We start from the raw sequence: 21,722 nt of genomic DNA, 5'->3' as shown, positions 1-21,722 counted from the left end.
GTGCACGTTGGAGGCCGATAACCCCGGGAAATGAACCGTGATCGTCTGGGCATTGACGCGGCGGCAGAGAAAAGTACACTCCCGGTGTAATTAGTTTTTCCGCGCTCCGTCGACCGGCACGAGGTGACGATGAGCCCACCGGCCACCCCCGCCGACGATCAGGGTCTGGCGCTGCACCACGTCGGCGTACGCTTCGGCGGCCTGGTCGCCCTCGACGACGTCTCGCTGCGCGTACCGCCCGGCCGGGTCGTCGGCGTGATCGGGCCCAACGGCGCCGGCAAGACCACGCTGTTCAACGTGGTCTGCGGCTTCGTCCGACCCACTGAGGGCTCGCTCACGCTCGACGGCCGGCCGTTCCGGCCCCGCCCGCACGCCCTCACCCGGCTCGGCATCGCCCGTACGCTGCAGGGCGTCGGCCTGTTCGCCGGGCTGACCGTGCTGGAGAACGTGGTGGCCGGCGCGAGCCACACCGCCCGCGCCGGTTTCGCCGCCGCGCTGTTCGGCCTGCCGCGCAGCGACAACGACGAGCGCCGGCTGCGCGCCCAGGCCCTGGACCTGCTCGCCGAGCTGGGCATCGACAAGCACGCCGACGCCGCGCCGGGCACCCTGCCCTATGCGGTACGCAAGCGGGTCGCGCTGGCCCGCGCGCTGATCGCCCGCCCCCGGCTGCTGCTGCTCGACGAGCCGGCCGGCGGTCTCGGCGCCGACGACGTGGCGGAGCTGGCCGACCTGGTCCGCGCGCTGCCCGACCGGGCCGACGGCTGCGCCGTGCTGCTCGTCGAGCACCACATGGACCTGGTCATGTCCGTCTGCCACGACCTCGTGGTGCTCGACTTCGGCAAGGTGATCGCCGCCGGGGCGCCGGAGAGCATCCGCGACGACCCGAGGGTCACCGAGGCGTACCTGGGCGCCGACGTGCCGGTCGAGGGGAGCACGCCGTGACCGCCGTGCTGGAGGTGGAGGCGCTCAGCAGCGGCTACGGCCCGGTGCCGGTGCTGCGCGACGTCGCGTTCACCGTCCCGGCCGGCACCGTCACCGCCGTGCTCGGCGCCAACGGCGCGGGCAAGACCACGCTGCTGCGTACCCTCTCGGGCCTGCTGCGGCCCACCGGCGGCCGGATCCGGTACGCGGGCGAGGACCTGCGCGGCGTCCGGGTGGAACACCTGGTCCGGCGCGGGCTGGCGCACGTGCCGGAGGGGCGCGGCGTGGTGACCGAGCTGACCGTGGCCGAGAACCTGCGCCTGGGCGGGCTGTGGCGGCGTGACCGGGCCGACGCCCGGCGCGCGCAGGACGAGGTGTACGAGCTGTTCCCGGCGCTGGCCCGCCGCCGCGACCACGCCGGACACCAGCTCTCCGGCGGCGAACGGCAGATGCTCGCGATCGGCCGCGCGCTGATCGCCCGGCCCCGGCTGCTGCTGCTCGACGAGCCGTCGCTCGGGCTGGCGCCCAAGGTCACCGCGCAGATCATGGCGCTGCTGCGGCGGCTGCGCGACGAACGGGGGCTCACCGTGCTGCTGGTCGAGCAGAACGTGCGCTCCGCGCTCTCCGTCGCCGACCAGGGCATCGTCATGTCGCTCGGTCGCGTGGTGACCGCCGCGCCGGCCGCCCGGCTGCGCGACGACGACCAGCTCCGGCACGCGTACCTCGGATTCTAGGAAGGGGTCGCGGATGGAGCGGTTCTGGTTCCTCACCTTCGACGGGCTCGCCGCCGGGGCGGTCTACGCGGCGTTCGCGCTCGCGCTGGTGCTCATCTGGCGGGCCGCCCGGGTGGTCAACTTCGCCCAGGGTGCGATGGCGGTGGCCACCGCCTACGTCGGCTACGCGGTCGTCTCCGCCACCGGCTCGTACTGGCTCGGCCTGGCCGCCGCGATCCTGTCCGGACTGGCCCTGGGCGCGCTGGTGGAGCGGGTGCTGATGCGCTTCGCCGGGCCCGGCGGGCCGCTCAACCAGGTGATCGTCGCGCTCGGCCTGGTGCTCGTCATCCAGGCGGTGCTCGGCATGATCTTCGGCAACGAGTACCGTCCCGCCCCGGCGCCGTTCGACACCGACGCGCTCACCATCGGCGGGGTGGCCGCGCTGTCCCCGTACGACCTCTGGGTGCTCGGCGCGGCGCTGACGGTGGTGGCGCTGCTCGCGGTGCTGTTCACCCGCACCCCGATCGGATTGCGGATGCGGGCCGCCGCGTTCGCGCCCGAGGTGTCCCGGCTGCTCGGCGTCAGCGTCGGCCGGATGCTCACGCTCGGCTGGGCGCTCGCCGCCGCCGTCGGCGCGCTGGCCGGGATGCTCGTCGTCCCCACCGGACTCGGCCTGCACTCGCACGCCATGGACCTGGTCTTCGTGATCGCGTTCACCGCCGCCGTGGTCGGCGGCCTGGACAGCCCGGTCGGCGCTGTCGTCGGCGGCCTGCTGGTCGGGCTGATCCTGTCCTACGTCACCGGCTACCTCGGACCGGACACCACCCCGCTGGCCGTCCTGGTGCTGCTGCTGGCCGTCCTGCTGGTCCGCCCCGGCGGGCTCTTCTCCGCGGCGAGAGCGAGGCACGTGTGACGACCACCCCGACCGAGACCGCGCCCGCCACGGCGTCCCCGCTGCGCCGGCTGCTGCCCGGCGCGCCGGCCGGACGCGATCCGCGCGGCTCCACGCTGCTGCGCCACCTGGCCGTGGCCGTGTTCGCCGGCACGCTCGTCGTGCTGGTCACCAACCAGCTCGCGCGGTACCAGAACCTCCAGGTGGCGCGCGTCTGCGCGTTCCTCTGCGTCACCGCCGGGCACACCGTGCTGGTCGGGCTCAACGGCCAGCTCTCGCTCGGGCACGGCGCGCTGATGGCCACCGGCGCGTACACCGTGGCGCTGACCCAGCAGGCCCTCGACGAGCGGGCCGTACGCGGGTGGTGGACGCTGCCGGCGTCGCTGCTCGCGGGGGTCGCGGTGACCGCGCTCGGCGGACTCGTCGTCGGGCTGGCCGCGGCCCGGCTGCGCGGCCCCTACCTGGCCGGCGTGACCCTCGCCGTGGCGACGCTCGTCCCGGCGGTCACCACGATCTTCACCGGCGTGTTCAACGGCGAGCAGGGGCTGTCGTTCCCGGCGCAGACGCCACCGGCCGCGCTCGGCGCCTACTTCCAGCCCGAGCGCTGGCTGGCCTGGATCGCGCTGGCCGCCGCGCTGCTCACCATGCTGCTGCTGGCCAACCTGGTGCGCAGCCGTTTCGGCCGGTCGCTGCGGGCGGTCCGCGACGACGAGGTCGCGGCCCGGCTCGCCGGCATCCCGGTGGCCCGTACGCAGGTGCTCGCGTTCGTGGTCAGCGCCGCCTGCGCCGGGCTGGGCGGCGGCGTGTACGCCATACTCACCGCCACCGTCGCGCCCGGCAAGTTCCCGCTGGACCTGTCGCTGTTCCTGCTCATGGCGATCGTCATCGGCGGGCTGGGCAGCCTGGCCGGCGCGGTCTGGGGCGCGGTGCTGCTGGTCGCGCTCCAGGACCTGCCCGGCCTGCTCACCGAACACCTCAGCCTCTCCGCCGGGCTGGCCCAGCGGCTGGAGGGCAACCTCGCGCTGGCCGTGTTCGGCCTGGTCCTCATCGTCGTCATGCTCGCCGCCCCGGGCGGCCTGCAGGGCGGCGTGCGTGCCCTCACCGCCCGCCTGCGCGGAGCCGTCCGCCGCCGTCCCGCCACCCCCCGGCCGCCGGACCGCTGACCTCACCGGTTCCACCCACACCGTTCGCACCGTCGCACCGGAATGGAGAACCATGCGCACCACCACCCGCCGCGTTCTCGCGGCCGCCGCCGGCCTGGCCCTGCTGGCCGCGCTGCCGGCCTGCGCCGACGACGAGAAGCAGGCCGCCGAGAACGTTCCCGGCGTCAGCGACTCCGAGGTCGTCATCGGCACCCACCAACCGCTCACCGGACCGGCCGCGCCCGGCTACTCGAAGATCTCCGCCGCCACCAAGGCGTACTTCGAGCACGTCAACGCCAAGGGCGGCGTGCACGGCCGGAAGATCGTCTACAAGGTCGTGGACGACGGCTACAACCCCGCCAACACCGAGAACGTGGTCCGCAAGCTGGTGCTCGACGACAAGGTCTTCGCACTGCTCGGCGGCCTCGGCACGCCCACGCACACCAATGTGCTGGAGTTCGTCAAGACGCAGAAGGTGCCGGACCTGTTCGTCGCCTCCGGCAGCCGCAACTGGAACGAGCCGGACAAGTACCCGACGACGTTCGGCTGGCAGCCCGACTACACGGTCGAGGGCAAGATCCTGGCCAGCTACGTCAAGCGGGAGTTCCCCGGCGCGAAGGTCTGCCACTTCGGGCAGAACGACGACTTCGGGCGGGACTCGCTGGTCGGCGTCGAGCAGGTCCTCGGCCCGGTCGCGGCGAAGCAGACGTACACCACCACCAACCAGCAGGTCGGCCCGGCGATCGGGGCGCTGCGCGCGGCCGGCTGCCAGGTGGTCATCTCGGCGACCATCCCGGGCTTCACCGCGCTGGCCATGGGCCAGGCCGCCGGGCAGGGATTCAAGGCGCAGTGGGTGGTGTCCAACGTGGGCGCCGACTACACCACGCTGGCCGCCCAGCTCGGCGACAAGAAGGTGATCCTCGAGGGCATGGTGGCCGACAACTACCTGCCGAACGTGGCCGACACCGCGAACCCGTGGATCCAGGAGTTCACCAAGATCCACCAGAAGTACAACGCGGGCAACCCGGTCGACGGCAACGCCATCTACGGCTACTCGATGGCGTACACGTTCGTCCAGGCGATGCTCGCCGCCGGTCCGGACCCCACCCGGGAGAAGCTGGTCGAGGCCGTGCGCAAGGGCGGCTTCCGCGGGCCCGGCCTGGTCCCCTTCCGGTACGCCGACGGCGTGCACGCCGGCTACGGCGGCGTCCGGCTCACCAAGGTGAGCAACGGCGTGCAGGAGTACTTCGGTCCCGCGTACACCACGGACGACGGCGACGGCGCGGTCACCGAGTTCACCGAGCCGCCGACGAACCCGCCCGCCGACGCGGTGCCGACCGCCTGAGGCGTCCCGCCGGGCGGCCGGGTGCCGGTCGCCCGGCGGCACGCACGTAGAGTTGCCGCCGGTACCCGAGCAACAGGAGATCCGTACCCATGATCGAGGTGGAGGCCGACCCGCCGGAGCGGGTGGACGGCCGGGCGGCGCGAGCCGAGCGGACCCGGGCCGCGATCGTGGAGGCGCACCTGGCCCTGATCGACTCCGGTGACCTGCGCCCCACCGGGGAACGGATCGCCGAGCGGGCCGGGGTGTCGCTGCGCACGCTCTGGACCAACTTCAAGGACATGGAGACGCTGTTCGCGGCGACCGGGCGGCGGGTCGGCGAGCGGCAGGCCGCGCTCTGGCGGCCGGTGTCGCCGGAACTGCCGCTGACCGCCCGGATCGCCGCGTTCTGCGACCAGCGCGCCCGGCTGCTGGAGGTGCTGGCGCCCTCGGCCCGCGCGTCGGCGCTGCGGGAGCCGTTCTCCCCGCAGTTGCGCCGCAATCGGGAGGCGGCGGTCGCCCGGGTCCGGCACGAGATCGAGGCGGTGTTCGCCCCGGAGCTGGCGCACGCCGGTCCGGGCCGCGCGCAGTTGCTGGACGCGCTGACGGTGGCCGGCACCTGGTCGTCCTGGTCGATGATGCGCGACTCGATGGGTCTCGACGTGGACGCCGCCCGCGCGGTGATGGCCCGGATGCTCGGCGCGCTGCTGGTCGACGCGATCGCCGCCGGCCTGCGCTGAGCGCCCCGGCGGCCGGTCAGGCGATCTCGCCGGTGGTGGCGATCTCGCCGAGCTGGCCCAGCGTGCTCAGGTACGCCTCGTGCAGCTCGTCGGTGGCCGCCGTGCACGCGTCGGAGACGGTGACGATGCGGTACCCGTTGTCGACCGCCTGGTAGGCGGTGGCGGCGACGGCCAGGTTCGTCGCGACGCCGGTGAACACCACGGTCCGCACGCCCCGGCCGCGCAGGATCAGGTCCAGTTCGGTGCCGGAGAATCCACCGAGCCGGGTGCCGGTGACCACGACGTCGCCGGGCTGTCGCCCGACCTCGTCGACGATGCGGGTCTTCGGGTCGCCCTCCAGGAACGCCCCGCGTTCGGCGATCATCGCGAAGCTCGGGGTGTTGGTGATCAGGTCCGGGTAGCCGGGCCGGTAGGCGACCCGGGTGAAGACCACGAGGCCGCCCGCTGCCCGCGCGGCGGCGGCGACCCGTGCCGCGTTCGCCGCCACGCCGTGCCGGGCCACCTGGTCGGCGAAGAACGGGCCGAAGACGCCGTCCGGGCTGACCACCTCGGGTTGCCAGTGGACGCCCACGACCGCGGTGTGCTCCCAGTCGATGCGCTGCATGTCGATCCCGTCACGGTGCGGAGAGCTGCTGTGGCGCCAGCTCGTAACGGCTCAGGCCGCCGGCGGCGGTGCTCCTGCCGAAGGCGTCCAGCCGCCCCCAACGACCGGGGATGTCGAGCAACGCCACGTAGTCGAGGCTAGCAGGCAGAGCCGGCCGGGCCACGAGATCGTCGCCGACCGGCCGCAGGCCGAGCATCGTCCGCAGGAGCAGCAGCGGCGCTCCGGCCGACCACGCCTGCGGGCTGCACGCGGTCGGATACCGGATCGGGTAGCGGGTCTCGGACCGGTTGTGCCCGGCGAACGCCTCCGGCAGCCGGCCGTCGTAGAAGGCCGCCGCGTCCAGGATGCCGGCCGCGACGCGGGCCGCCTCCTCGGCGTACCCGTAGCGCCGCAGTCCCCAGGCGATGAACGAGTTGTCGAACGGCCAGATGGTCCCGACGTGGTAGCCCACCGGGTTGTAGCGCGCCTCGCCCTCGGCCAGCGTGCGGACACCCCAGCCGCTGAACATCGCCGGTGACATCAGGTGCCGCACCAGGGCCTCGGCCTTCGGCTCCTCGACGATGCCGCTCCACAGCAGGTGGCCGATGTTCGACGACAGGGCGTCCACCTTGCTGCCGTCGCCGTCCAGCGCCAGCGCCATGTACTCGCCGTCGTCGATCCAGAAGTCGTGGTTGAAGCGGCGCTTGAGGTCGGCGGCGTCCCGCTCCAGCCGGTCCGCGTACGCCGCGTCGTGCCAGATCTCGCGGGCCAGCCGGGCGGTGCGCACCTTCGCGTCGTACGCGTACCCCTGGAGTTCGCAGGTGGCGCGCGGGAAGCCCGGCAGCCGGCCGTCGCGGTAGGAGATGCTGTCCCAGGAGTCCTTCCAGCACTGGTTCTCCAGGCCGTTCACCGGGTTGCGCCGCTCGTAGGAGACGTAGCCGTTGCCGGCCCGGTCGGCGTAGTGGTCGATCCAGTCGACGGCCGCCCGCGCCTCCTGCTCCACCGCGCGCACGAGGGCGGCGTCGCCGGTCCACCGCTCGTACTCGTCGAGCAGCACGAGGAACAGGGGAGTGGCGTCCGCGCTGCCGAAGTAGGGGCTGTGCGGCGTCTCGTCGAAGACGGTCAGCTCGCCGTAGCGCATCTCGTGCAGGATCCGGCCCGGCTCCTCCTCCCGGAAGTCGTCGATCCGGCTGCCCTGGCGGAAGGCGAGCACGGTGAGCGTGGTGGCGGCGAGTTCCGGTGCGAACGGCAGCGCCTGGAGGCTGGTGAGGATGCTGTCGCGGCCGAACAGGCTCATGAACCAGGGCAGCCCGGCGGCCAGCACGCACCCGGTCTCGGCGAGGAACGGGCTGAACCGCAGCGCGGCCAGGTCGATGAGGCTCTGCCGGTAGGTGTTCTGCAACGGCCCCCAGCTGGTCTCCAGTCGCGGCGCCCGGTCCAGCCACTCCCGTAGCTCGGCGGGCTTGTCCCGGGCGTTGCCCTCGACCCGTCCGGGCAGGCTGAGCCGTTCCAGCCCGCGGGGCAGGGGGAGGTCCGGCTCGGCGGTCAGCCGGGTCTGCCACCGGCCGTGCGGTTCGATGTGCACGCGCAGCGTCAGGCCGTTCTCGTCCACCTCCGCCGGAGCCGTCGCCGACACGATCGTCTCGCGGCGGTAGCGTTCGCGCTGGTAGCCCAGGACGAGTCGCGGGCCGTCGACCCGCCGGTAGTGCCGCCCCTCCCGGTTCGTCGTGCCCTCCTTGACCGCGAAGAGGTCCGCGAAGTCCGCGTCCACCTCGATCCGTACGGTCAGGTCGACGGCTCGCCGGTCGTTGTTGACCAGGACCAGTTCCTCGTGGAGTCCGCTGTTCAGCCTGTGGGTGCGGCGCACCTCGAGCGTGCTGTTGACGTAGACGTCCTGCGCGCCCGGGACCAGGTAGAACCGGTTCTCGAAGTACTGGATGTCGTCGATGGACAGCGTGCTGAGCCGCTCGCCGTCGATGGTGAGCTGCCACCGGGACAGCAGGCGGGTGTCGTGGGCGAACAGGCCGTGGGTGCCGTCGGCCGCCGGGACGATGTCGCCGGCCCGGTCGCAGACCAGGAAGATCGTCCCGTCGAAGATGCCGACGTGGTCGTCACCCATGCTCGTCTCCCCGGTGTCCTTCCGGGCGCGAGCCGGGCGGGGAGGGGAACAGCCGGCGTACGGTCGCGAACAGCCGGGGGCTGCCCTCCACCTCGGCCTCGCCGCGCAGGACGGTGGTCAGGAAGTACGCCTCGCCCCGGGCGATCCGGTCGAAGACGGCCCGGTCCGCCCGGACGACCGCGTCCCCGCCGGTGGCCTGCCGTGCCGCGGTGACCTCGCCCCGGGCGATGGAGACCAGCCAGTGGTCGACCGACCCGTCACCGGCGATGTCGAACCGGACGCTGCCCTCGTGGAGCGCGGTCAGCCCGCGCTGCCGGCGCTGCCCCAGGCTCCGGAAGAACTCTTCGGTGGCGTCGACCATCGGCCCTCCTCCCGATGGCGCTATTCCCCGCCACGGGGCCTGTCGCCTCACCCGGATCGGGTGAAACCGCTGATCTAGTCCTCGCGCAGGCGGCGCAGGATGCGGGTCAGCTCGTCCCGGTCGTCCGGCGAGAGCGCGCCGAAGAACCGTTCCGCCTCGGTGGCCCGCGCCTGCCGGATCGCGGCGCCCACCCGCTCGCCCTCGGCGGTGGGCGCGACCAGCGTGGCCCGCCGGTCGGCCGGGTCGGGCCGGCGTTCGACCAGCCCGCGCTCCTGCAACCCGTCGATCACCTCGGTGGCCGATCGCGGCGCGATGCGCAGGTGCTCGGCGAGCGCGCCGGGACGCAGCGCGCCGTGACGCATCAGCACGCCCAGCGCCCGCGCCTGCCCGGGGCTGATCTCCCACGGCGCAAGCGCGCGCTTGGTCTGGTGCCGCAGCCGGCGGGTCACCGCCCAGAACGTCTCGGCCAGGCTCTCGTCGCTGCCGTCCACGGGGAATACGGTAACAGGCTTTCGTGTTGTTCCCTCATGTTGAGGTAACCTCAGCATTGTCCCCCCACATGAGGAGCACCCTTGGATCGAATCCCCGACGGCCGCCGCGACGGCCGAACCGTCTCCCCGGCCGAGAAGGCCCAGGCCCGCGACGTGTCCCTGCGCCGGATCGGCGGCCTGTTCACCGCCCACCGCGGCCCGCTCGCCACCGTGGTGGCGATCATCGTGGCGTCCTCGATCATCGCGATGGCCACGCCGTTCCTGCTGCGTACCGTGATCGACAGGGCCCTGCCGGAGCGTGACCTGACCCTGCTGGCCTGGCTGGTCGCGGGCATGGTCGCGGTCGCCGCCGTCACCGCCGTGCTCGGCGTCGCCCAGACCTGGATCTCCACCCGCGTCGGCCAGCAGGTCATGCACCGGCTGCGCGCCGACGTCTTCGCCCACCTCCAGCGGCAGTCGATCGGCTTCTTCGTGCGCACCCGCACCGGCGAGGTCCAGTCGCGCATCACCAACGACATCGGCGGCATGCAGGCGGTGGTCACCTCCACCGCCACCTCGATCGCCGCCAACCTCACCACAGTGGTCGCCACCACCATCGCCATGCTGGCGCTGAGCTGGCGCCTCACGCTCGTCTCGGCGGTCGTGCTGCCGCCCGCGCTGTGGCTCACCCGCCGCGTCGCCCGGCTGCGCCGGGAGATCACCGCCCAGCGCCAGCGCGAGCTGGCCGACCTCACCGTGACCATCGAGGAGGGGCTGTCGGTCAGTGGCGTCCGGCTGGCCAAGACGCTCGGCACCGGCCCGGCCCTGGTCGACCGGTTCACCGCGTCCTCGGCCCGCCTGGTCGACCTGGAACTGCGCTCCGAGCTGGCCGGACGCTGGCGGATGGCCGCCATGAGCATCGTCTTCGCCGCCATCCCCGCGGTGATCTACCTCGGCGCCGGGTTGCCCGGCACCGCCGGCACGCTCACCATCGGCACGCTCGTCGCGTTCACCGCCCTGCAGGGCAACCTGTTCCGGCCGCTGATGGGCCTGCTCAACGTGGGCGTCACGCTCACCGCGTCGCTCGCGCTGTTCGCCCGCATCTTCGAATACCTCGACCTGCCCGTCGAGGTCGCCGAGCCGGCCCGCCCGGTCCTGCTCGACCCGGCCACCGCCCGCGGCCACCTGCGCGTCGAGGATGTCACCTTCAGCTACCCGGGCAGCGACACCGCCGCCCTCGCGGGCGTCAGCCTGGACGTCCCGGCCGGCACCAGCCTCGCCCTGGTGGGGGAGACCGGCTCCGGCAAGAGCACGCTCGCCGCGCTGATCAGCCGGCTGCACGACCCGGACGCCGGCCGCATCACCATCGAGGGGATCGACCTGCGCGACCTGCGCCCGGCCGATCTGGCCGCCGTCGTGGGCGTGGTCAGCCAGGAGACGTACCTGCTGCACGGCACCGTGCGGGACAACCTCCGGTACGCGCGTCCGGACGCCACCGACGCCGACATCGAGGCCGCCGCCCGCGCCGCCCGCATCCACGACCTCATCGCCGCGCTGCCCGCCGGGTACGACACCATGGTCGGCTCACGCGGCCACCGGTTCTCCGGCGGCGAGCAGCAGCGCCTGGCGATCGCCCGGACCCTGCTGCGCGACCCGCGGATCCTGGTGCTGGACGAGGCGACCAGCGCGCTGGACACCGAGACCGAACGCGCGGTCCAGCGGGCGCTGGACGAGCTGGCCCGGGGCCGCACCGTGGTGACCATCGCGCACCGGCTCTCCACCGTGCGCGACGCCGACCGGATCGCGGTGCTCGACCACGGCCGGATCGTCGAGTCCGGCACCCACGACGCGCTGCTGGACCGGCGCGGCCGCTACGCCGCCCTGGTCGGCTGACCGTAGGAAAGTTTTGATCGAGCATTCATCCGTGTAGCTATTTACCCGACCTCCGCGCGGCCCATAGCATCGACCTGGATCACTCGATGCGAGGAGGGGAACGATGTCGCTGACGACCACCGCCGCCCGGTGGCGCGTGCCGGCGCTGCTCACGACCGCCGTCGTCGCGGGCGCGATGCTCGGCGTGCAGCCCGCGCAGGCCGCCCGGCCGGGCTTCCGGATGCCGTTCCTGTGCGGCCAGACCTGGCAGGGCAACAACTGGAACGGGCACAGCCCGGCTCACGCCATCGACTGGAACCACTACGACGCCAACGGCAGCCCGGACGACCTCAACCGCCGGACGGTCGCCAGCGCCGCCGGCACCGTGCTGGAGTCGTACTACTCCACCACCTCCGGCTACGGGAACACCATCGTCATCGGGCACGGCGACGGCTGGCGCACCCGGTACGCCCACCTCAACTCGCGCGCGGTGGCCACTGGCGACACCGTGAAGCGCGGCGACGTCATCGGCCGGGTCGGCGCGACCTCGGCGAAGTACGACCTCAGCCCGCACCTGCACTACGAGCAGATCCACAACGGCAGCGTCGTGGTGGCCGTCGTGCAGGGCGTGACCTGGTCAGACGGGCTGAAGCGCAACCAGAAGAGCACCAACGGCTGCTGATCGGCCTCGCCGCGTACCTGACCGCCCGCCGGACCCGGCCGGACGAGGCGGCCGTAGCGGGCTGACCGCCGCCGTCCGTCCGTGCGGCGCGTCAGACAGCCGGTGGCTGCGGCTCGCCGGGACGCGGTCGCTGCCCCGGAGCCGGGCGCGGCGCGGGCGGGGGGAGCAGCGGCTCCAACGGGAACAGGTCCGCCGGCCCCTCGGCGTCCGGCGCTCGCGGCGCGGGCCTCGCTCCCGCCGCCTCCGGCTGCCGGTCGCGCCGGTCCCGCTCGTCGGCGTACTCGGCGCGGCGGCGGGCCAGGTCGCGCTCGCACTCCAGCGCGATGCGCTGCTCCCAGTACGGCTGGAGCAGCCGGCGCACCCGCTCGTCCAGATGCACCGTGACGTCCGGCTCGCAGGCGAACGTCACCTCCCCGCGCGCGTACGTCCAGGGCGGTGGATCGTCCTCGGCCAGCGCCGCCGTCAGCGCGGCGTGCAGGTCACGCGGCCGGTGCGGCGGCACCTCCACCGCGTACCGGACGGCCAGCCGGTGCAGCCGCTGCGTGGCCTGCGCCTGGAAGTAGTCGACGTACCAGCCGAACAGCTCCGGCCGCGCGGTCTCCGACGACCAGGTGTAGGTGGCCCGCACCAGGAACACGTACACCTGGCCCTGCGCCGGCACCACGAGCGGCTCCGGGGCGCGCCGGTCGACTGTGGTCACCGGCGTCTCCGGCTCCTCGGTCCACCAGAGCCGCCGCAGCGTAGGCTGCGCGCCGTCCCAGAAACGCCGGGTCCGCAGGCGCGCCGCGTCGCCGAGCGCCCGCGCCCGTACCCGCCAGCCGTTGCGCGGCGCGGGCCGCTGGTCGGCCGGCCCCGGATCCTCCGGCACCGCGGTCATCGCACCCCCTCCCTGCCGGATCGCGGCACCGCGTCCCGCGGCGTCGCCGGGACGCGCGGGCCGTCGGGTGAGGGGTGGCCGGACCGCCGTGGCGGTCCGCGATCCACGCTAACAACAGCGACCGGTGTACGCGCGCAGCCGCGCGGACGGCTCCGCCCCGCTGGTTGACCGATCGGACGAGCCGTCCCGTAGTCCTATCCGTGGGACTCGGGGCGGGTTCGGTCCCGTTCACGAGACCGACCATCCAAACTCGATCGGCATGCCTTGATCTGTTATCGAAGCGCTTCGTAGCGTGAGGCTCCGCGATGCTTCGGGGGAGGACCAGAACGCATGGGCGTAGACGCTCGCCACGCCGCCGGCCAGACCGTGACGTACGTGCGGTCCCGGGCGGAGCGGCAGTACGACCGGGTCTGGACTCCGGACTTCCTGCACCTCACCCCCGACGTACAGGGCTTCGCCGTCTTCCACCGCGGTGGCCTGGTGCTGGTCTACGGCGCGGTGTCGCCGGAGGACCCGGCCCGCTGGGTCTTCCGGATGGCCTGCGCGGCCGGCGCCGACGTGCCGGACATCTCCGGGGCCATGGCCTGGGCGAACATCCGCAACCGGCTGGCCGAGGAGGGGCGTTACTACTGCGTCGTCAAGGCCGACCAGAGCGCCTGCCACGTGGTGTTCGCGCTGGACGTCCGCAGCCCGCTGCTCGACGACGCCACCGCGCCCGACGCGCAGGCGCTGCGCGAACTGCTGCACTTCTCGCTCGCGGTGTGCGTGCACAACGCCGTGGCGGACTTCCGCGACCTGGCGTCCTACCTGCCGGCGCGGCCGCTCGCGCCGACCGAGATCGACGCCTGGACGCTGTTCGCCGGCACCCAGGACTGATCGCGCGGCAACGGTTCGCCGGCCCGGCGCAGCCCGGCGAGCTGCACGAAGATCTCCCGCTTCGCGGTCGCGGTGCCTCGACGGTTGAGCACGTAGCCGGTCAGCCAGATCCAGCCGGTGTGCGGCACCTCGGCGCCGACCGACGCGACCCGGAACGTGAGCGCCCGGTCGCCGCCGAACTGCACGGACGCTCGGCCGTCGACGCGCAGCAGGTCACCGGGTTGCGGGCGCACCGCTACCAGTGGCCGTCGTTCGGCGGGCGGCACTCGCGGGCGTGCATGGTCTGCCAGTCCCGCAGGGCGCGCTTCAGCCTGTCGTTCTCCTGCGCGAGCAGGCGTACCTGTCGGTGCAGCTCGGTCAGCTCGTCGGCGACCCGGGCCTGGAACTCGCGTACCTGATCGGGGTCGACGCCGCGCCTGCGGGCGTCGAAGGCGCGGGTGCGCACCTCGTGCGGGGTCAGCCGGGCCGGTGGGGCGGTCAGGTAGAGCCGACCGGATCGATGCGGCGTCATATCGGTCCTTCCAGGAGCGGGGGACAGGTGCGGTGGGTCTGGAGGGGCGGGCCGCACGCCGGCCGCGGGCGGCCCGCCCGCTCCGCCGCCGCAGCCCGGATCGGCGGTACGGAGGCGGAGCAGTCCGGAGGGTCGGGACGGGTACGCACACCCGCCCCGACCGGGGGATGAGCCGAACTCGTTGCCACGCGAGGAGCGGCCCGGTAGCAACACTAACGGCTTAGCCGTTTAAGTCAACCACTGATTGTTGTCGTTCATGGGCGTTTCGTGATCGAATTGGCGGGCCACGCAAGGAGCGCCATGCCTACGACACCCGACTACATCCGCATCTCCGACGACATCATCGCTGCTGTTCGGAGCAGGCGGCTCAAGCCAGAGGACAAGCTGCCGTCGATCGCCCAGATGGCGGCGGACTACAAGGTCGGTACCTCGACCATCCAGATGGTCTACGTCCGACTGGAGGCGCTCGGCGTTATTCGGCGTCACCAGGGCAAGGGCATCTTCGTGACCGACCCGAAGACCTGGATGAGAGAGCCGTAGGGCCGAGCCCGTCCGATCGGCATCCACGCTGCGCAGTCGCCGACTGTGTCGAGTCCTATGTCAGCCGCAACCCGCGATAGCGTAACCATCGAGACAGTTCAGACAGGACGGCGGTGGGTGAACGTGCTGCAGATCCTGGCAACGCAGTTGCCCGCTCTGCTCGGTGTCCTGGTCGGCACTGTGGGCACAATGCTCGCTACAGGTCTGAACGAGCGAACCCGCTGGCGCCGTACGCAGACGGTCAGATGGGACGAGCGGCGTCTCGACGCATACGTGGAATTGACGAAAGCGGTCAAAGAGATCCACGCCGTGGCCACCCGAATGCTCGGAGAGCATCGGCCTAACGCGAGGCGACCGGCGCTGGACCGGAATGAAGGACTGGTTCGGCTGGCGGAGGCGGACGTCCGGCATACCCTCGCCTGGGAGGCGGTGCTACTGCTTGGTGATGAGGTTACCGTTCGCGCTGCTGCTGAGTGGAGGCACGCCGTGCGCGACATCGAGTCGGCGGCGCGTGCGCTTCCCCGTCCCCCAACGGACGTATCGGGGATGATTCATCGGGCCGACGTCGGCCGTGACGGCTTCTACCGCGCAGCGCGGCAGAGCCTCGGTGTCCGCGGGGGGTCGGTGGAGCAGGTGAGGCGCCTGCTCCCGAAGTCCGGTAGAGCGGCCCCTGCGGTGTTGGCGCAGCGCCAGTCCCCGGTGCGAGATGCAAGCGACGATCGGCCATCTAGTTAAGACGTTTTCCGGGATGGAGATCGCGTCTCTATGCCCCGTACGGTTGCGGTTTCGGTGACCGTGGGGAGATCCGTATGCCGACGCGCAAAGGCGTCTTCTGTGTTGAGGGCGAATGGCATCCAGACATGACCAAGCGCTGGTCTGTGCGGCCGATGCTGGAGCTGCTAGAAGGGCTGGGTAGCCTCCGGGCTATCCACCGGAGCGCCGTCACCCGCGATCAACTGCGGTACCTTCTCGGTCAATGGTCTTTGGCCAGGTACGCCTCTTTCGAGGTTGGGTTCTTCGCGTTGCATGGCTCCCCGCGCCAGCTATGGCTATCACAGAAAGAGTCGACGAGCCTCGATGAACTGGCGGAGTGGGCGGCGGGTGCGTGGAGCGGCAAGCGAATCTACATCGGGGCTTGTTCAGTCCTTCGAGGGTCTGACGCCGACATGGTCGGTTTCCTGAGGCGAACCGGTGCCGCGATGATGTGCGGCTTCACAAAACAGGTCAACTGGATCGAAGCGGCGGCCTTCGAGACGGTGCTCCTGGACAGGCTCGTCAATAGCGGGAAGGTCAACAGCGTTCAGCAGCTCGTTGCCTCCGTGCGATGGGCGCCGCTGGCGCACCATCTCGGGTTCCGAGTGGTTTACGCAACTGGTGAGAGCTTCAAGATCCCGGCGATGCGGGTAGGAGGATCGGCTGCCTCTGTCGGAAGGGATTGAGAACGACCTTCGGCGGCGCTCCTGCGAAGGGCCCGGCGCGGAGCTCTGGTGGTCTGCTCGACGTGCCGGGTGGGTGGCACATCTCTGTTGACGGGCGAAGAAATCGACGCAGCAACATTTATGGATGTTCGGATGGTGTCGGCGCGTCGATCGTCCTGGTCGGATGGCGGAACGGACATCGCCGTTCGACGATGACAGGAGGGACCGTGCGCACACCATCCCGTGCGTTGACGGGGACCACCGCGCTGCTGCTGGCAGCCGGTCTGGTCCTGACCGCCGCTGGCGGCGGCCAGGCGGCACCCCGGGAACAGACCCGTACCCAGGCGCCACCCGACCACCTGCCGGGCGACCGGCACGACACCAAGGCCACCGACAACCGCAAGGGCCGCGTCGCCGCCACCGAGCGGCAGCGGGACCGGGCCGCCGCGCTCGGCGCGCGCGTGCGCTGGACCGACTTCGGTACGCCCGCCACGCTCACCTCCACCGGCAAGCCCCTGGCCACCGGCCTGCCCGCCGACCCGGCCGCCGCCGCGCGCGCGTACGTGGCCGCCAACCGGGACGTGCTGGGCCTGACCGCCGAGGGCGCCGCCGCGCTGGAACTGCTGACCGTGGCGCCGATGGGGCAGGGCGCGACGGTGCTGTTCCGGCAGCGCTTCGGTGACCTGCCGGCCGCCGTCGACGGCATGCTGTCGGTCGGCGTACGCGACGGAGCGGTGTGGCACGTCAGCTCCTCGCTCGCCCGCGACGCCGGTACGCCGGCCCCTGCGACGATCAGCGCCGAGCAGGCCCGCAAGGCGGCGATCGCCGATGCCGGCCGCGGCGACGCGCAGGTCATACGTACCTCATTGGTCGCGGTGCCCACCGCGGACCGTGGGCCGCGCGCGGCGTGGGAGGTGGTCCTCGGCGCGGACACCACCGGCGCGGACCCGGCCGCCTACTCCACCTACGTGGACGCCCGCGACGGCGCCGTGCTGGTCCGCGAGGACCTGATCGACCACGCCTCGGACCACCCGTCCTGGGAGGTCTTCCCGAACTCGCCCCGGGTCGACAGGTCCTCCGTCGACACCCGTAAGCGGTGGTGCGCCGTGCCGGCGCGCGGCTGCGCCGAGGTGGTCGGGGTGCCCGGGCACCCGGCCTGGGACGTGGACCCGGCGACCGGCGAGTCCACCACCACGACCAAGGGCAACAACGCGATAGCCGTGCAGAACTGGTTCAGCAACGACGCGTTCAGCGTCGGCACGGAGACCGCCACGCCCCGCCCGGACCGCAAATACGCGTACCCGTGGACGAACCAGTGGCAGGAGCAGCGCTGCAACCCGGAGGTGTTCACCTCGCCGCGCGCCAACGACATCGACGCGGCCCGGGCGAACCTGTTCGCGATGCACAACCGGATGCACGACTGGACGTACCACCTCGGGTTCACCGAGGAGACCTGGAACATGCAGCAGGACAACCTCGGCCGCGGTGGTCTCGGTAACGACCCCGAGCAGGGCAACGCCCAGGCCGGTGGCGTCAGCGGCGGCCCGCCGACGTTCCCGGCCCGCAACAACGCCAACCAGATCACCCCGCCGGACGGCGTCGCGCCGACCACGAACATGTACCTGTGGCAGCCCACCGCCGGCTCGTTCTACGCGCCCTGCGTCGACGGCGACTTCGACATGTCGGTGATCGCCCACGAGTACGGTCACGCGGTCACCAACCGCATGATCGCCGGCCCGAGCGCCGGGGTCAGCACGCCGCAGGGCATGAGCGAGAGCTGGTCCGACCAGCTCGCGATGGAGTACCTCTTCGAGCACGGGTACGCCGCGCCCGGCCGGCGCGGTTTCACCATCGGCGAGTACACCACGCAGGACCCGAACGCGGGCATCCGCAACTACAACATGAGCGACAGCCCGCTGAACTACAGCTCGCTGGACTACGACTTCGTCGGCCTGCAGGTGCACGCCTCCGGCGAGGTGTGGAGCGCCACCAACACCGACATCCGCGCGGCCATGATGCGCCGCTGGGGCAGCGGCACCCCGGCGATCCAGAAGGCGTGCGCGACCGGCGCTCGCGACGTGACCGCCTGCCCCGGCAACCGGCGCTGGATCCAGCTGGTCTTCGACTCGTTCCTGCTGATGGCGGTCAGCCAGGTCAGCATGGTCGACGCCCGGGACGCGATGCTCGCCGCCGACCGGATCCGCTTCGGCGGGGCCAACCAGGACCTGCTCTGGAACGCGTTCGCCAAGCGCGGCCTGGGGGAGGGCGCGGTCAGCGTCGGCCACACCGACCCCGACCCCACGCCGGGCTTCACCTCCCCGTACGCCCGGGAGGGCTCGCTGCGGCTCCTGCCGGTGGGCGAGCGCGGGCCGGTGGCCGGTGCGCAGCTGTTCGTCGGGCGCTACCAGGCGCGGGCCGTGCCGGTCGCGGACACCGACCCGGCGACCCCGCTGACCGACCGGGTGGACCTGGTGCCCGGCACGTACGAGTTCGTGGTGCGGGCCCCCGGCTACGGGCACACCCGGATCGGCCCGGTGACGATCAAGGCGGGCCAGAACCGGACGCTGCCGGTGAAGCTGCGACCCAACCTGGCCTCGGCGACCACCGGCGCGACAGTGGCCGGTGACGGGATCAACCTGCCGCAGATCGTCGACGACGACGAGGCCACCAACTGGGCCTCGCTCGGCGCGCCGGTCGCCGGCCGGCAGGTCACCGTCGACCTGGCCGGCGGCGTCCAGCAGGTACGCCGGGTGCAGGTCAGCGCGATGCTGCGCCCGCCCGTCACCGGTGACGCGGACACCGGCACCCAGAGCCGGTACTCCGCGCTGCGGCAGTTCCGGGTCCTGGCGTGCACCGCGCAGGGGCCGGTGACGTGCGCCGACGCGGCGGACTTCCGGCCGGTCTACACCAGCAAGCCGGACGCCTTCCCGTCGGTGGCGCCGCGTCCCCGGGCGCCGGAGCTGATCATGCGATCGTTCGACATCCCGCGCACCACTGCCACGCACCTGCGCGTCGAGGTGCTGACCAACCAGTGCACCGGCGCGCCGGACTACGCCGGTGAGCAGGACGACGACCCGCGGGCGGCGACCGACTGCGCCACCGCCAGCCCGCAGGCGCAGAACGTGCGGATCGCCGAGTTCCAGGCGTTCTCGCACTAGCTCCACGCGGCGGGTGCGGACGGGCGGCCCCTGTCGTCCGTCCGCACCCGCCGCCGTGTGTTCACGCGGGATTCGGGGCGCCGTCGCCGGATCGGGGCTGTACCGGGGGCAGGATCCCGGACAGACTGAGCGTCGACCGGTCATCAACGCCGGTCGATGCGCTGTCGTCCCGTTCAAGGAGGATCCCTTGACCCCGTTCCGCGCCGCCGTCACCCGCGTACGCCGCGCCCTCGCCGCGTCCGCCCTGGTCGCCGCCGTGGCCGCCGCCGCGCTCGTCGCCCCCGCCACTGTCTCCACCCGGCTTGCCGAACCGGCCGCTGCCGCCGTCTACGGCTCCTGCACCCAGTCCCGCTGCGCCGACGCGCGCACCGCGCGGTCCGGCTGGTCCGCGAAGAGCTTCCCGACCAGCCGCGGCTGGTACTCGTGGAGCGGCGGCCAGTGCAACTTCGCCGGCGGCCGGTTCTACAACTACGAGGGACAGCTGCCCTCCGGCGCCACCTACTACGAGTACGACGTCTACCCGCGCGCCTGCAACGCCTCCCGGGACGCGTACCGGATCGTGGTCAACAAGAGCACCGGGGCGACCTGGTTCTCACCCGACCACTACGCCAACTTCTACCGGCTCTGAGCAGCCTCGACGCCGGCCGGGCTCCCGACGCCCGGCCGGCGCCGTCGGGAAAGGACGGATCATGGGTACGCGGTTGCCGGCCTGGCTCGGGTACGACTTTGCGCCGTCCGAGCCGGACGGTGTGCCGGTCTCCGGCGTGGCCGGCCGCACCCGGGCCGGGCTGCACGAGACGCTGGCCGGTGCGCTGGACCTGCCCGACTGGTACGGCCGTAACTGGGACGCCCTGGCCGACGCGCTCGCCGACCGCCTCGACGCCGGTCCGCTGACAGTGGTCGTGACCGACGCGGCGTACCTGCTCGCCGACGAGCCGCCCGCGCAGCTCGGCACGCTGCTCGACGTGCTCGGCGCGGTCGCCGCCGGTGGCCACGAGACGCTGCGGGTGGTGCTGCACGACCACCCGGACCGGCTGCCCGCCCTGCGCGACCGCGTCGCCGCCGTGCTCGGCGGACGGCTCGCCGGCCCACCCGCCACCGGCTGATCCCACCACCCGCACCCGTCACCCTCACCCGGCCTGCCGACCGGGGCGGTGATCAAGGAGTTTGTGTCCGAATCAGGCCGCCGGAGCGACCCAAACTCCTTGATCAACGCCGCGAGGGCGGGTGGTGATCATGAAGTTGGCGGGGGTGGGGAGCGCTCTCCCGGCGGTCAACTTCATGATCGACGGGGCGGGTGGGGGTCAGGTGGGGTGGTCGAGGATGGCGCTGAAGCGCTCCTCGGCCAGGTCGAGCTGGGCGAGGATGTGCTCCTTGACCGGTGGCGACAACGGTGTGTCCGGGCGGGCGACCAGGTCGCGGAAGACCGGCACCAGCGGGCGGTACTTCGCGGCGGCGCGGGCCACCTTCGGCCCGACCGTGTGGATCACACCCACACCGTTGTCGGTGAAGTCGGACACCTTGATCACCCGGGCCCAGGGCTCCCGTTCCAGGCTGGCCGCCACGTGCTCCCGGTACTGCTCGTCGCGGTCCCGCCCCGGGTCGTACTCGGGGTTGGTGACCGCCGCGACCAGCCGGGCGACCCGCGACCCGAACCGGCCGGACAGCGCGGCGAGCGCCGCCGATGTCACGTCGGGCCCGGTGGCCGAAGGGTCGAGCCCGGCCAGATCGGCGGGGTGGTCCTCGACCGCGTCGTGCAGCAGCCCCGCGACGATCACGTCCACGTCCCGCACCTGGTAGTGGTGCATCAGCCGGATCGACACCCGCAGCAGGTGGTTGAGGTACGGCTCGCGTACCCGCCGGTCGTCGCGGTGCAGGTCGGCGGCCAGGTCGAGCGCCTCGGTCAGCCGGTCGCGGTCGGCCTCGTCGAACGCCTCGATCTCCAGCCGGAACCGGGCCAGCAGGCCGGGCTCACCGTGGATCTCGGTGATCGCGTGCATCGGCATGGTGGCGAGGTACGCGGGGAACTCCATGCGTCCCTTATAGCTGATCTTCGCTAGATCCGGTGCCCGCCGGGCCGCTCACGTCGTCGGTCAGGCGCTTGACCAGGCGTACGCAGGTGCCCTCCGGCGTGCCGACGATGGTTGCCTCGTCCATCACCCGCGCCATGATCAGCCGCCCGCGTCCCCGGTCGCCGCTCTCGTCGCCGTCGGCTGGCCGCCAGCCGCCCTGGTCGCGTACCTCGATCTCCAGCCGGTCGCCGCGCAGCTCGGCCCGCAGCGTGGTGAGCCCCTCCGGTGCGAAGCGGTACCCGTGCTCGATGGCGTTGGCGCACGCCTCGCCGGTGGCGATGAGGACGGTTTCGACGTCCCACTCGCTGACGCCCCGGGCGTGCAGCCAGCCGCGTAGCCGCTCGCGGGTGGCGGCGAGCTGGCCCGGGTCAGCCGGCAGCTCGATGGTGAGGACCGGGCCGGCGGCCCCGGATGTCTCACCCGTCACGTCCGGCCCTCCGTCCCGTGCCCGTCC

Annotated in this window: 23 protein-coding genes; 14 read left to right on the top strand and 9 right to left on the bottom strand. The window is 72.5% G+C overall.

Annotation, left to right across the window (positions count from 1 at the left end):
- The first annotated feature begins 129 nt into the window (after positions 1-129).
- The 6 genes from J3R08_RS18400 (at position 130) to J3R08_RS18375 (ending at position 5,729) form a co-directional block, all read left to right on the top strand.
- A complete protein-coding gene (locus tag J3R08_RS18400; RefSeq protein ID WP_043330047.1) occupies positions 130-942 on the top strand; it encodes an ABC transporter ATP-binding protein in 813 nt (270 codons plus the stop codon).
- The gene (locus J3R08_RS18395) at positions 939-1,655 is read left to right on the top strand and encodes an ABC transporter ATP-binding protein (protein ID WP_043323500.1); all 717 of its coding nucleotides are present in this window, start codon (positions 939-941) and stop codon (positions 1,653-1,655) included. Before J3R08_RS18400 ends, J3R08_RS18395 begins: the two co-directional genes overlap by 4 nt.
- A gap of 13 nt (positions 1,656-1,668) precedes the next feature.
- The gene (locus J3R08_RS18390; RefSeq protein WP_209962211.1) at positions 1,669-2,547 is read left to right on the top strand and encodes a branched-chain amino acid ABC transporter permease; all 879 of its coding nucleotides are present in this window, start codon (positions 1,669-1,671) and stop codon (positions 2,545-2,547) included.
- Positions 2,544-3,689 (top strand): branched-chain amino acid ABC transporter permease, encoded by a 1,146-nt coding sequence (locus tag J3R08_RS18385; RefSeq protein WP_209962209.1) that lies wholly within the window; start codon positions 2,544-2,546, stop codon positions 3,687-3,689. Before J3R08_RS18390 ends, J3R08_RS18385 begins: the two co-directional genes overlap by 4 nt.
- A gap of 52 nt (positions 3,690-3,741) precedes the next feature.
- Entirely contained in the window at positions 3,742-5,013 is a 1,272-nt protein-coding gene (locus tag J3R08_RS18380) for an ABC transporter substrate-binding protein (protein ID WP_209962208.1), read from the top strand.
- 89 nt (positions 5,014-5,102) lie between these two features.
- Positions 5,103-5,729 carry a TetR/AcrR family transcriptional regulator gene (locus J3R08_RS18375; protein ID WP_064445710.1) on the top strand — a complete coding sequence of 209 codons (627 nt, stop codon included), beginning with the start codon at positions 5,103-5,105 and terminating at the stop codon, positions 5,727-5,729.
- A 16-nt stretch (positions 5,730-5,745) separates the two neighbouring features.
- On the opposite strand, the gene J3R08_RS18370 is transcribed toward J3R08_RS18375, so the two are convergent.
- From J3R08_RS18370 to J3R08_RS18355, 4 genes are all read right to left on the bottom strand, one after another.
- The gene (locus J3R08_RS18370) at positions 5,746-6,333 is read right to left on the bottom strand and encodes a cysteine hydrolase family protein (RefSeq protein WP_043323509.1); all 588 of its coding nucleotides are present in this window, start codon (positions 6,331-6,333) and stop codon (positions 5,746-5,748) included.
- 10 nt (positions 6,334-6,343) lie between these two features.
- Positions 6,344-8,431 carry an amylo-alpha-1,6-glucosidase gene (locus J3R08_RS18365; protein ID WP_209962205.1) on the bottom strand — a complete coding sequence of 696 codons (2,088 nt, stop codon included), beginning with the start codon at positions 8,429-8,431 and terminating at the stop codon, positions 6,344-6,346.
- Positions 8,424-8,792, bottom strand: a complete 369-nt coding sequence (locus J3R08_RS18360) for an SCP2 sterol-binding domain-containing protein (protein WP_187693205.1) — start codon at positions 8,790-8,792, stop codon at positions 8,424-8,426. The genes J3R08_RS18365 and J3R08_RS18360 overlap by 8 nt, the downstream gene beginning before the upstream one ends.
- A gap of 74 nt (positions 8,793-8,866) precedes the next feature.
- Complete coding sequence (locus J3R08_RS18355) at positions 8,867-9,283, bottom strand: MarR family winged helix-turn-helix transcriptional regulator (protein WP_064445713.1); 417 nt, start codon at positions 9,281-9,283, stop codon at positions 8,867-8,869.
- A 90-nt stretch (positions 9,284-9,373) separates the two neighbouring features.
- Between J3R08_RS18355 and J3R08_RS18350 the strand changes: the two genes are divergently transcribed.
- Together J3R08_RS18350 and J3R08_RS18345 are read left to right on the top strand one after the other, a co-directional pair.
- Entirely contained in the window at positions 9,374-11,155 is a 1,782-nt protein-coding gene (locus tag J3R08_RS18350) for an ABC transporter ATP-binding protein (protein ID WP_374102410.1), read from the top strand.
- Positions 11,156-11,258: 103 nt separating this feature from the next.
- Positions 11,259-11,816 carry a M23 family metallopeptidase gene (locus J3R08_RS18345; protein WP_082930909.1) on the top strand — a complete coding sequence of 186 codons (558 nt, stop codon included), beginning with the start codon at positions 11,259-11,261 and terminating at the stop codon, positions 11,814-11,816.
- 91 nt (positions 11,817-11,907) lie between these two features.
- Here J3R08_RS18345 and J3R08_RS18340 read toward each other — a convergent pair whose 3' ends face one another.
- Positions 11,908-12,693 (bottom strand): hypothetical protein, encoded by a 786-nt coding sequence (locus tag J3R08_RS18340; RefSeq protein WP_209962202.1) that lies wholly within the window; start codon positions 12,691-12,693, stop codon positions 11,908-11,910.
- A 330-nt stretch (positions 12,694-13,023) separates the two neighbouring features.
- Between J3R08_RS18340 and J3R08_RS18335 the strand changes: the two genes are divergently transcribed.
- Complete coding sequence (locus J3R08_RS18335; RefSeq protein ID WP_069088515.1) at positions 13,024-13,569, top strand: hypothetical protein; 546 nt, start codon at positions 13,024-13,026, stop codon at positions 13,567-13,569.
- Here the strand turns inward: J3R08_RS18335 and J3R08_RS18330 are convergent.
- Together J3R08_RS18330 and J3R08_RS18325 are read right to left on the bottom strand one after the other, a co-directional pair.
- Positions 13,497-13,802, bottom strand: coding sequence for a hypothetical protein (locus tag J3R08_RS18330; protein WP_209962200.1), 306 nt, complete (start codon positions 13,800-13,802; stop codon positions 13,497-13,499). The two genes, J3R08_RS18335 and J3R08_RS18330, sit on opposite strands and share 73 nt — an antisense overlap.
- A gap of 2 nt (positions 13,803-13,804) precedes the next feature.
- On the bottom strand, positions 13,805-14,080 hold the full coding sequence (locus J3R08_RS18325) for a DivIVA domain-containing protein (protein ID WP_064445717.1): 276 nt from the start codon (positions 14,078-14,080) through the stop codon (positions 13,805-13,807).
- A gap of 300 nt (positions 14,081-14,380) precedes the next feature.
- On the opposite strand from J3R08_RS18325, the gene J3R08_RS18320 reads away from it, so the two are divergent.
- The 5 genes from J3R08_RS18320 to J3R08_RS18300 all read left to right on the top strand — a co-directional run bounded on the left by J3R08_RS18320 (position 14,381) and on the right by J3R08_RS18300 (position 20,302).
- Positions 14,381-14,620 (top strand): winged helix-turn-helix domain-containing protein, encoded by a 240-nt coding sequence (locus J3R08_RS18320; protein WP_209962198.1) that lies wholly within the window; start codon positions 14,381-14,383, stop codon positions 14,618-14,620.
- An 809-nt stretch (positions 14,621-15,429) separates the two neighbouring features.
- The gene (locus J3R08_RS18315; protein WP_209962196.1) at positions 15,430-16,059 is read left to right on the top strand and encodes a DUF6642 family protein; all 630 of its coding nucleotides are present in this window, start codon (positions 15,430-15,432) and stop codon (positions 16,057-16,059) included.
- 227 nt (positions 16,060-16,286) lie between these two features.
- Positions 16,287-19,196: a M36 family metallopeptidase gene (locus J3R08_RS18310; RefSeq protein WP_280841825.1), complete on the top strand. Its 2,910-nt coding sequence runs from the start codon at positions 16,287-16,289 to the stop codon at positions 19,194-19,196.
- Positions 19,197-19,383: 187 nt separating this feature from the next.
- Positions 19,384-19,824: a ribonuclease domain-containing protein gene (locus J3R08_RS18305; protein ID WP_030499301.1), complete on the top strand. Its 441-nt coding sequence runs from the start codon at positions 19,384-19,386 to the stop codon at positions 19,822-19,824.
- A 61-nt stretch (positions 19,825-19,885) separates the two neighbouring features.
- The gene (locus tag J3R08_RS18300) at positions 19,886-20,302 is read left to right on the top strand and encodes a barstar family protein (RefSeq protein ID WP_064445722.1); all 417 of its coding nucleotides are present in this window, start codon (positions 19,886-19,888) and stop codon (positions 20,300-20,302) included.
- Between the two features lie 198 nt (positions 20,303-20,500).
- On the opposite strand, the gene J3R08_RS18295 is transcribed toward J3R08_RS18300, so the two are convergent.
- Both J3R08_RS18295 and J3R08_RS18290 read right to left on the bottom strand, forming a co-directional pair.
- Positions 20,501-21,229, bottom strand: a complete 729-nt coding sequence (locus tag J3R08_RS18295) for an HD domain-containing protein (RefSeq protein ID WP_209962192.1) — start codon at positions 21,227-21,229, stop codon at positions 20,501-20,503.
- Between the two features lie 7 nt (positions 21,230-21,236).
- On the bottom strand, positions 21,237-21,695 hold the full coding sequence (locus J3R08_RS18290; protein WP_209962191.1) for an ATP-binding protein: 459 nt from the start codon (positions 21,693-21,695) through the stop codon (positions 21,237-21,239).
- Positions 21,696-21,722 lie beyond the last annotated feature (27 nt).

Origin of the sequence: Micromonospora sp. HB375 (genome assembly GCF_017872985.1) — a bacterium.
GTDB classification, from domain to species: Bacteria; Actinomycetota; Actinomycetes; order Mycobacteriales; family Micromonosporaceae; genus Micromonospora; species Micromonospora chalcea.
This window is presented reverse-complemented; position numbering and strand designations above follow the sequence as displayed.

Excerpts from the sequence above, each read along its gene's own strand:
- J3R08_RS18340 (WP_209962202.1), bottom strand. The coding sequence starts at position 12,693 with ATGACCGCGGTGCCGGAGGATCCGGGGCCGGCCGACCAGCGGCCCGCG.
- J3R08_RS18370 (WP_043323509.1), bottom strand. The coding sequence starts at position 6,333 with ATGCAGCGCATCGACTGGGAGCACACCGCGGTCGTGGGCGTCCACTGG.
- J3R08_RS18345 (WP_082930909.1), top strand. The coding sequence starts at position 11,259 with ATGTCGCTGACGACCACCGCCGCCCGGTGGCGCGTGCCGGCGCTGCTC.
- J3R08_RS18375 (WP_064445710.1), top strand. The coding sequence starts at position 5,103 with ATGATCGAGGTGGAGGCCGACCCGCCGGAGCGGGTGGACGGCCGGGCG.
- J3R08_RS18320 (WP_209962198.1), top strand. The coding sequence starts at position 14,381 with ATGCCTACGACACCCGACTACATCCGCATCTCCGACGACATCATCGCT.
- J3R08_RS18325 (WP_064445717.1), bottom strand. The coding sequence starts at position 14,080 with ATGACGCCGCATCGATCCGGTCGGCTCTACCTGACCGCCCCACCGGCC.
- J3R08_RS18400 (WP_043330047.1), top strand. The coding sequence starts at position 130 with ATGAGCCCACCGGCCACCCCCGCCGACGATCAGGGTCTGGCGCTGCAC.
- J3R08_RS18360 (WP_187693205.1), bottom strand. The coding sequence starts at position 8,792 with ATGGTCGACGCCACCGAAGAGTTCTTCCGGAGCCTGGGGCAGCGCCGG.
- J3R08_RS18295 (WP_209962192.1), bottom strand. The coding sequence starts at position 21,229 with ATGGAGTTCCCCGCGTACCTCGCCACCATGCCGATGCACGCGATCACC.
- J3R08_RS18365 (WP_209962205.1), bottom strand. The coding sequence starts at position 8,431 with ATGGGTGACGACCACGTCGGCATCTTCGACGGGACGATCTTCCTGGTC.
- J3R08_RS18380 (WP_209962208.1), top strand. The coding sequence starts at position 3,742 with ATGCGCACCACCACCCGCCGCGTTCTCGCGGCCGCCGCCGGCCTGGCC.
- J3R08_RS18300 (WP_064445722.1), top strand. The coding sequence starts at position 19,886 with ATGGGTACGCGGTTGCCGGCCTGGCTCGGGTACGACTTTGCGCCGTCC.
- J3R08_RS18315 (WP_209962196.1), top strand. The coding sequence starts at position 15,430 with ATGCCGACGCGCAAAGGCGTCTTCTGTGTTGAGGGCGAATGGCATCCA.
- J3R08_RS18335 (WP_069088515.1), top strand. The coding sequence starts at position 13,024 with ATGGGCGTAGACGCTCGCCACGCCGCCGGCCAGACCGTGACGTACGTG.
- J3R08_RS18390 (WP_209962211.1), top strand. The coding sequence starts at position 1,669 with ATGGAGCGGTTCTGGTTCCTCACCTTCGACGGGCTCGCCGCCGGGGCG.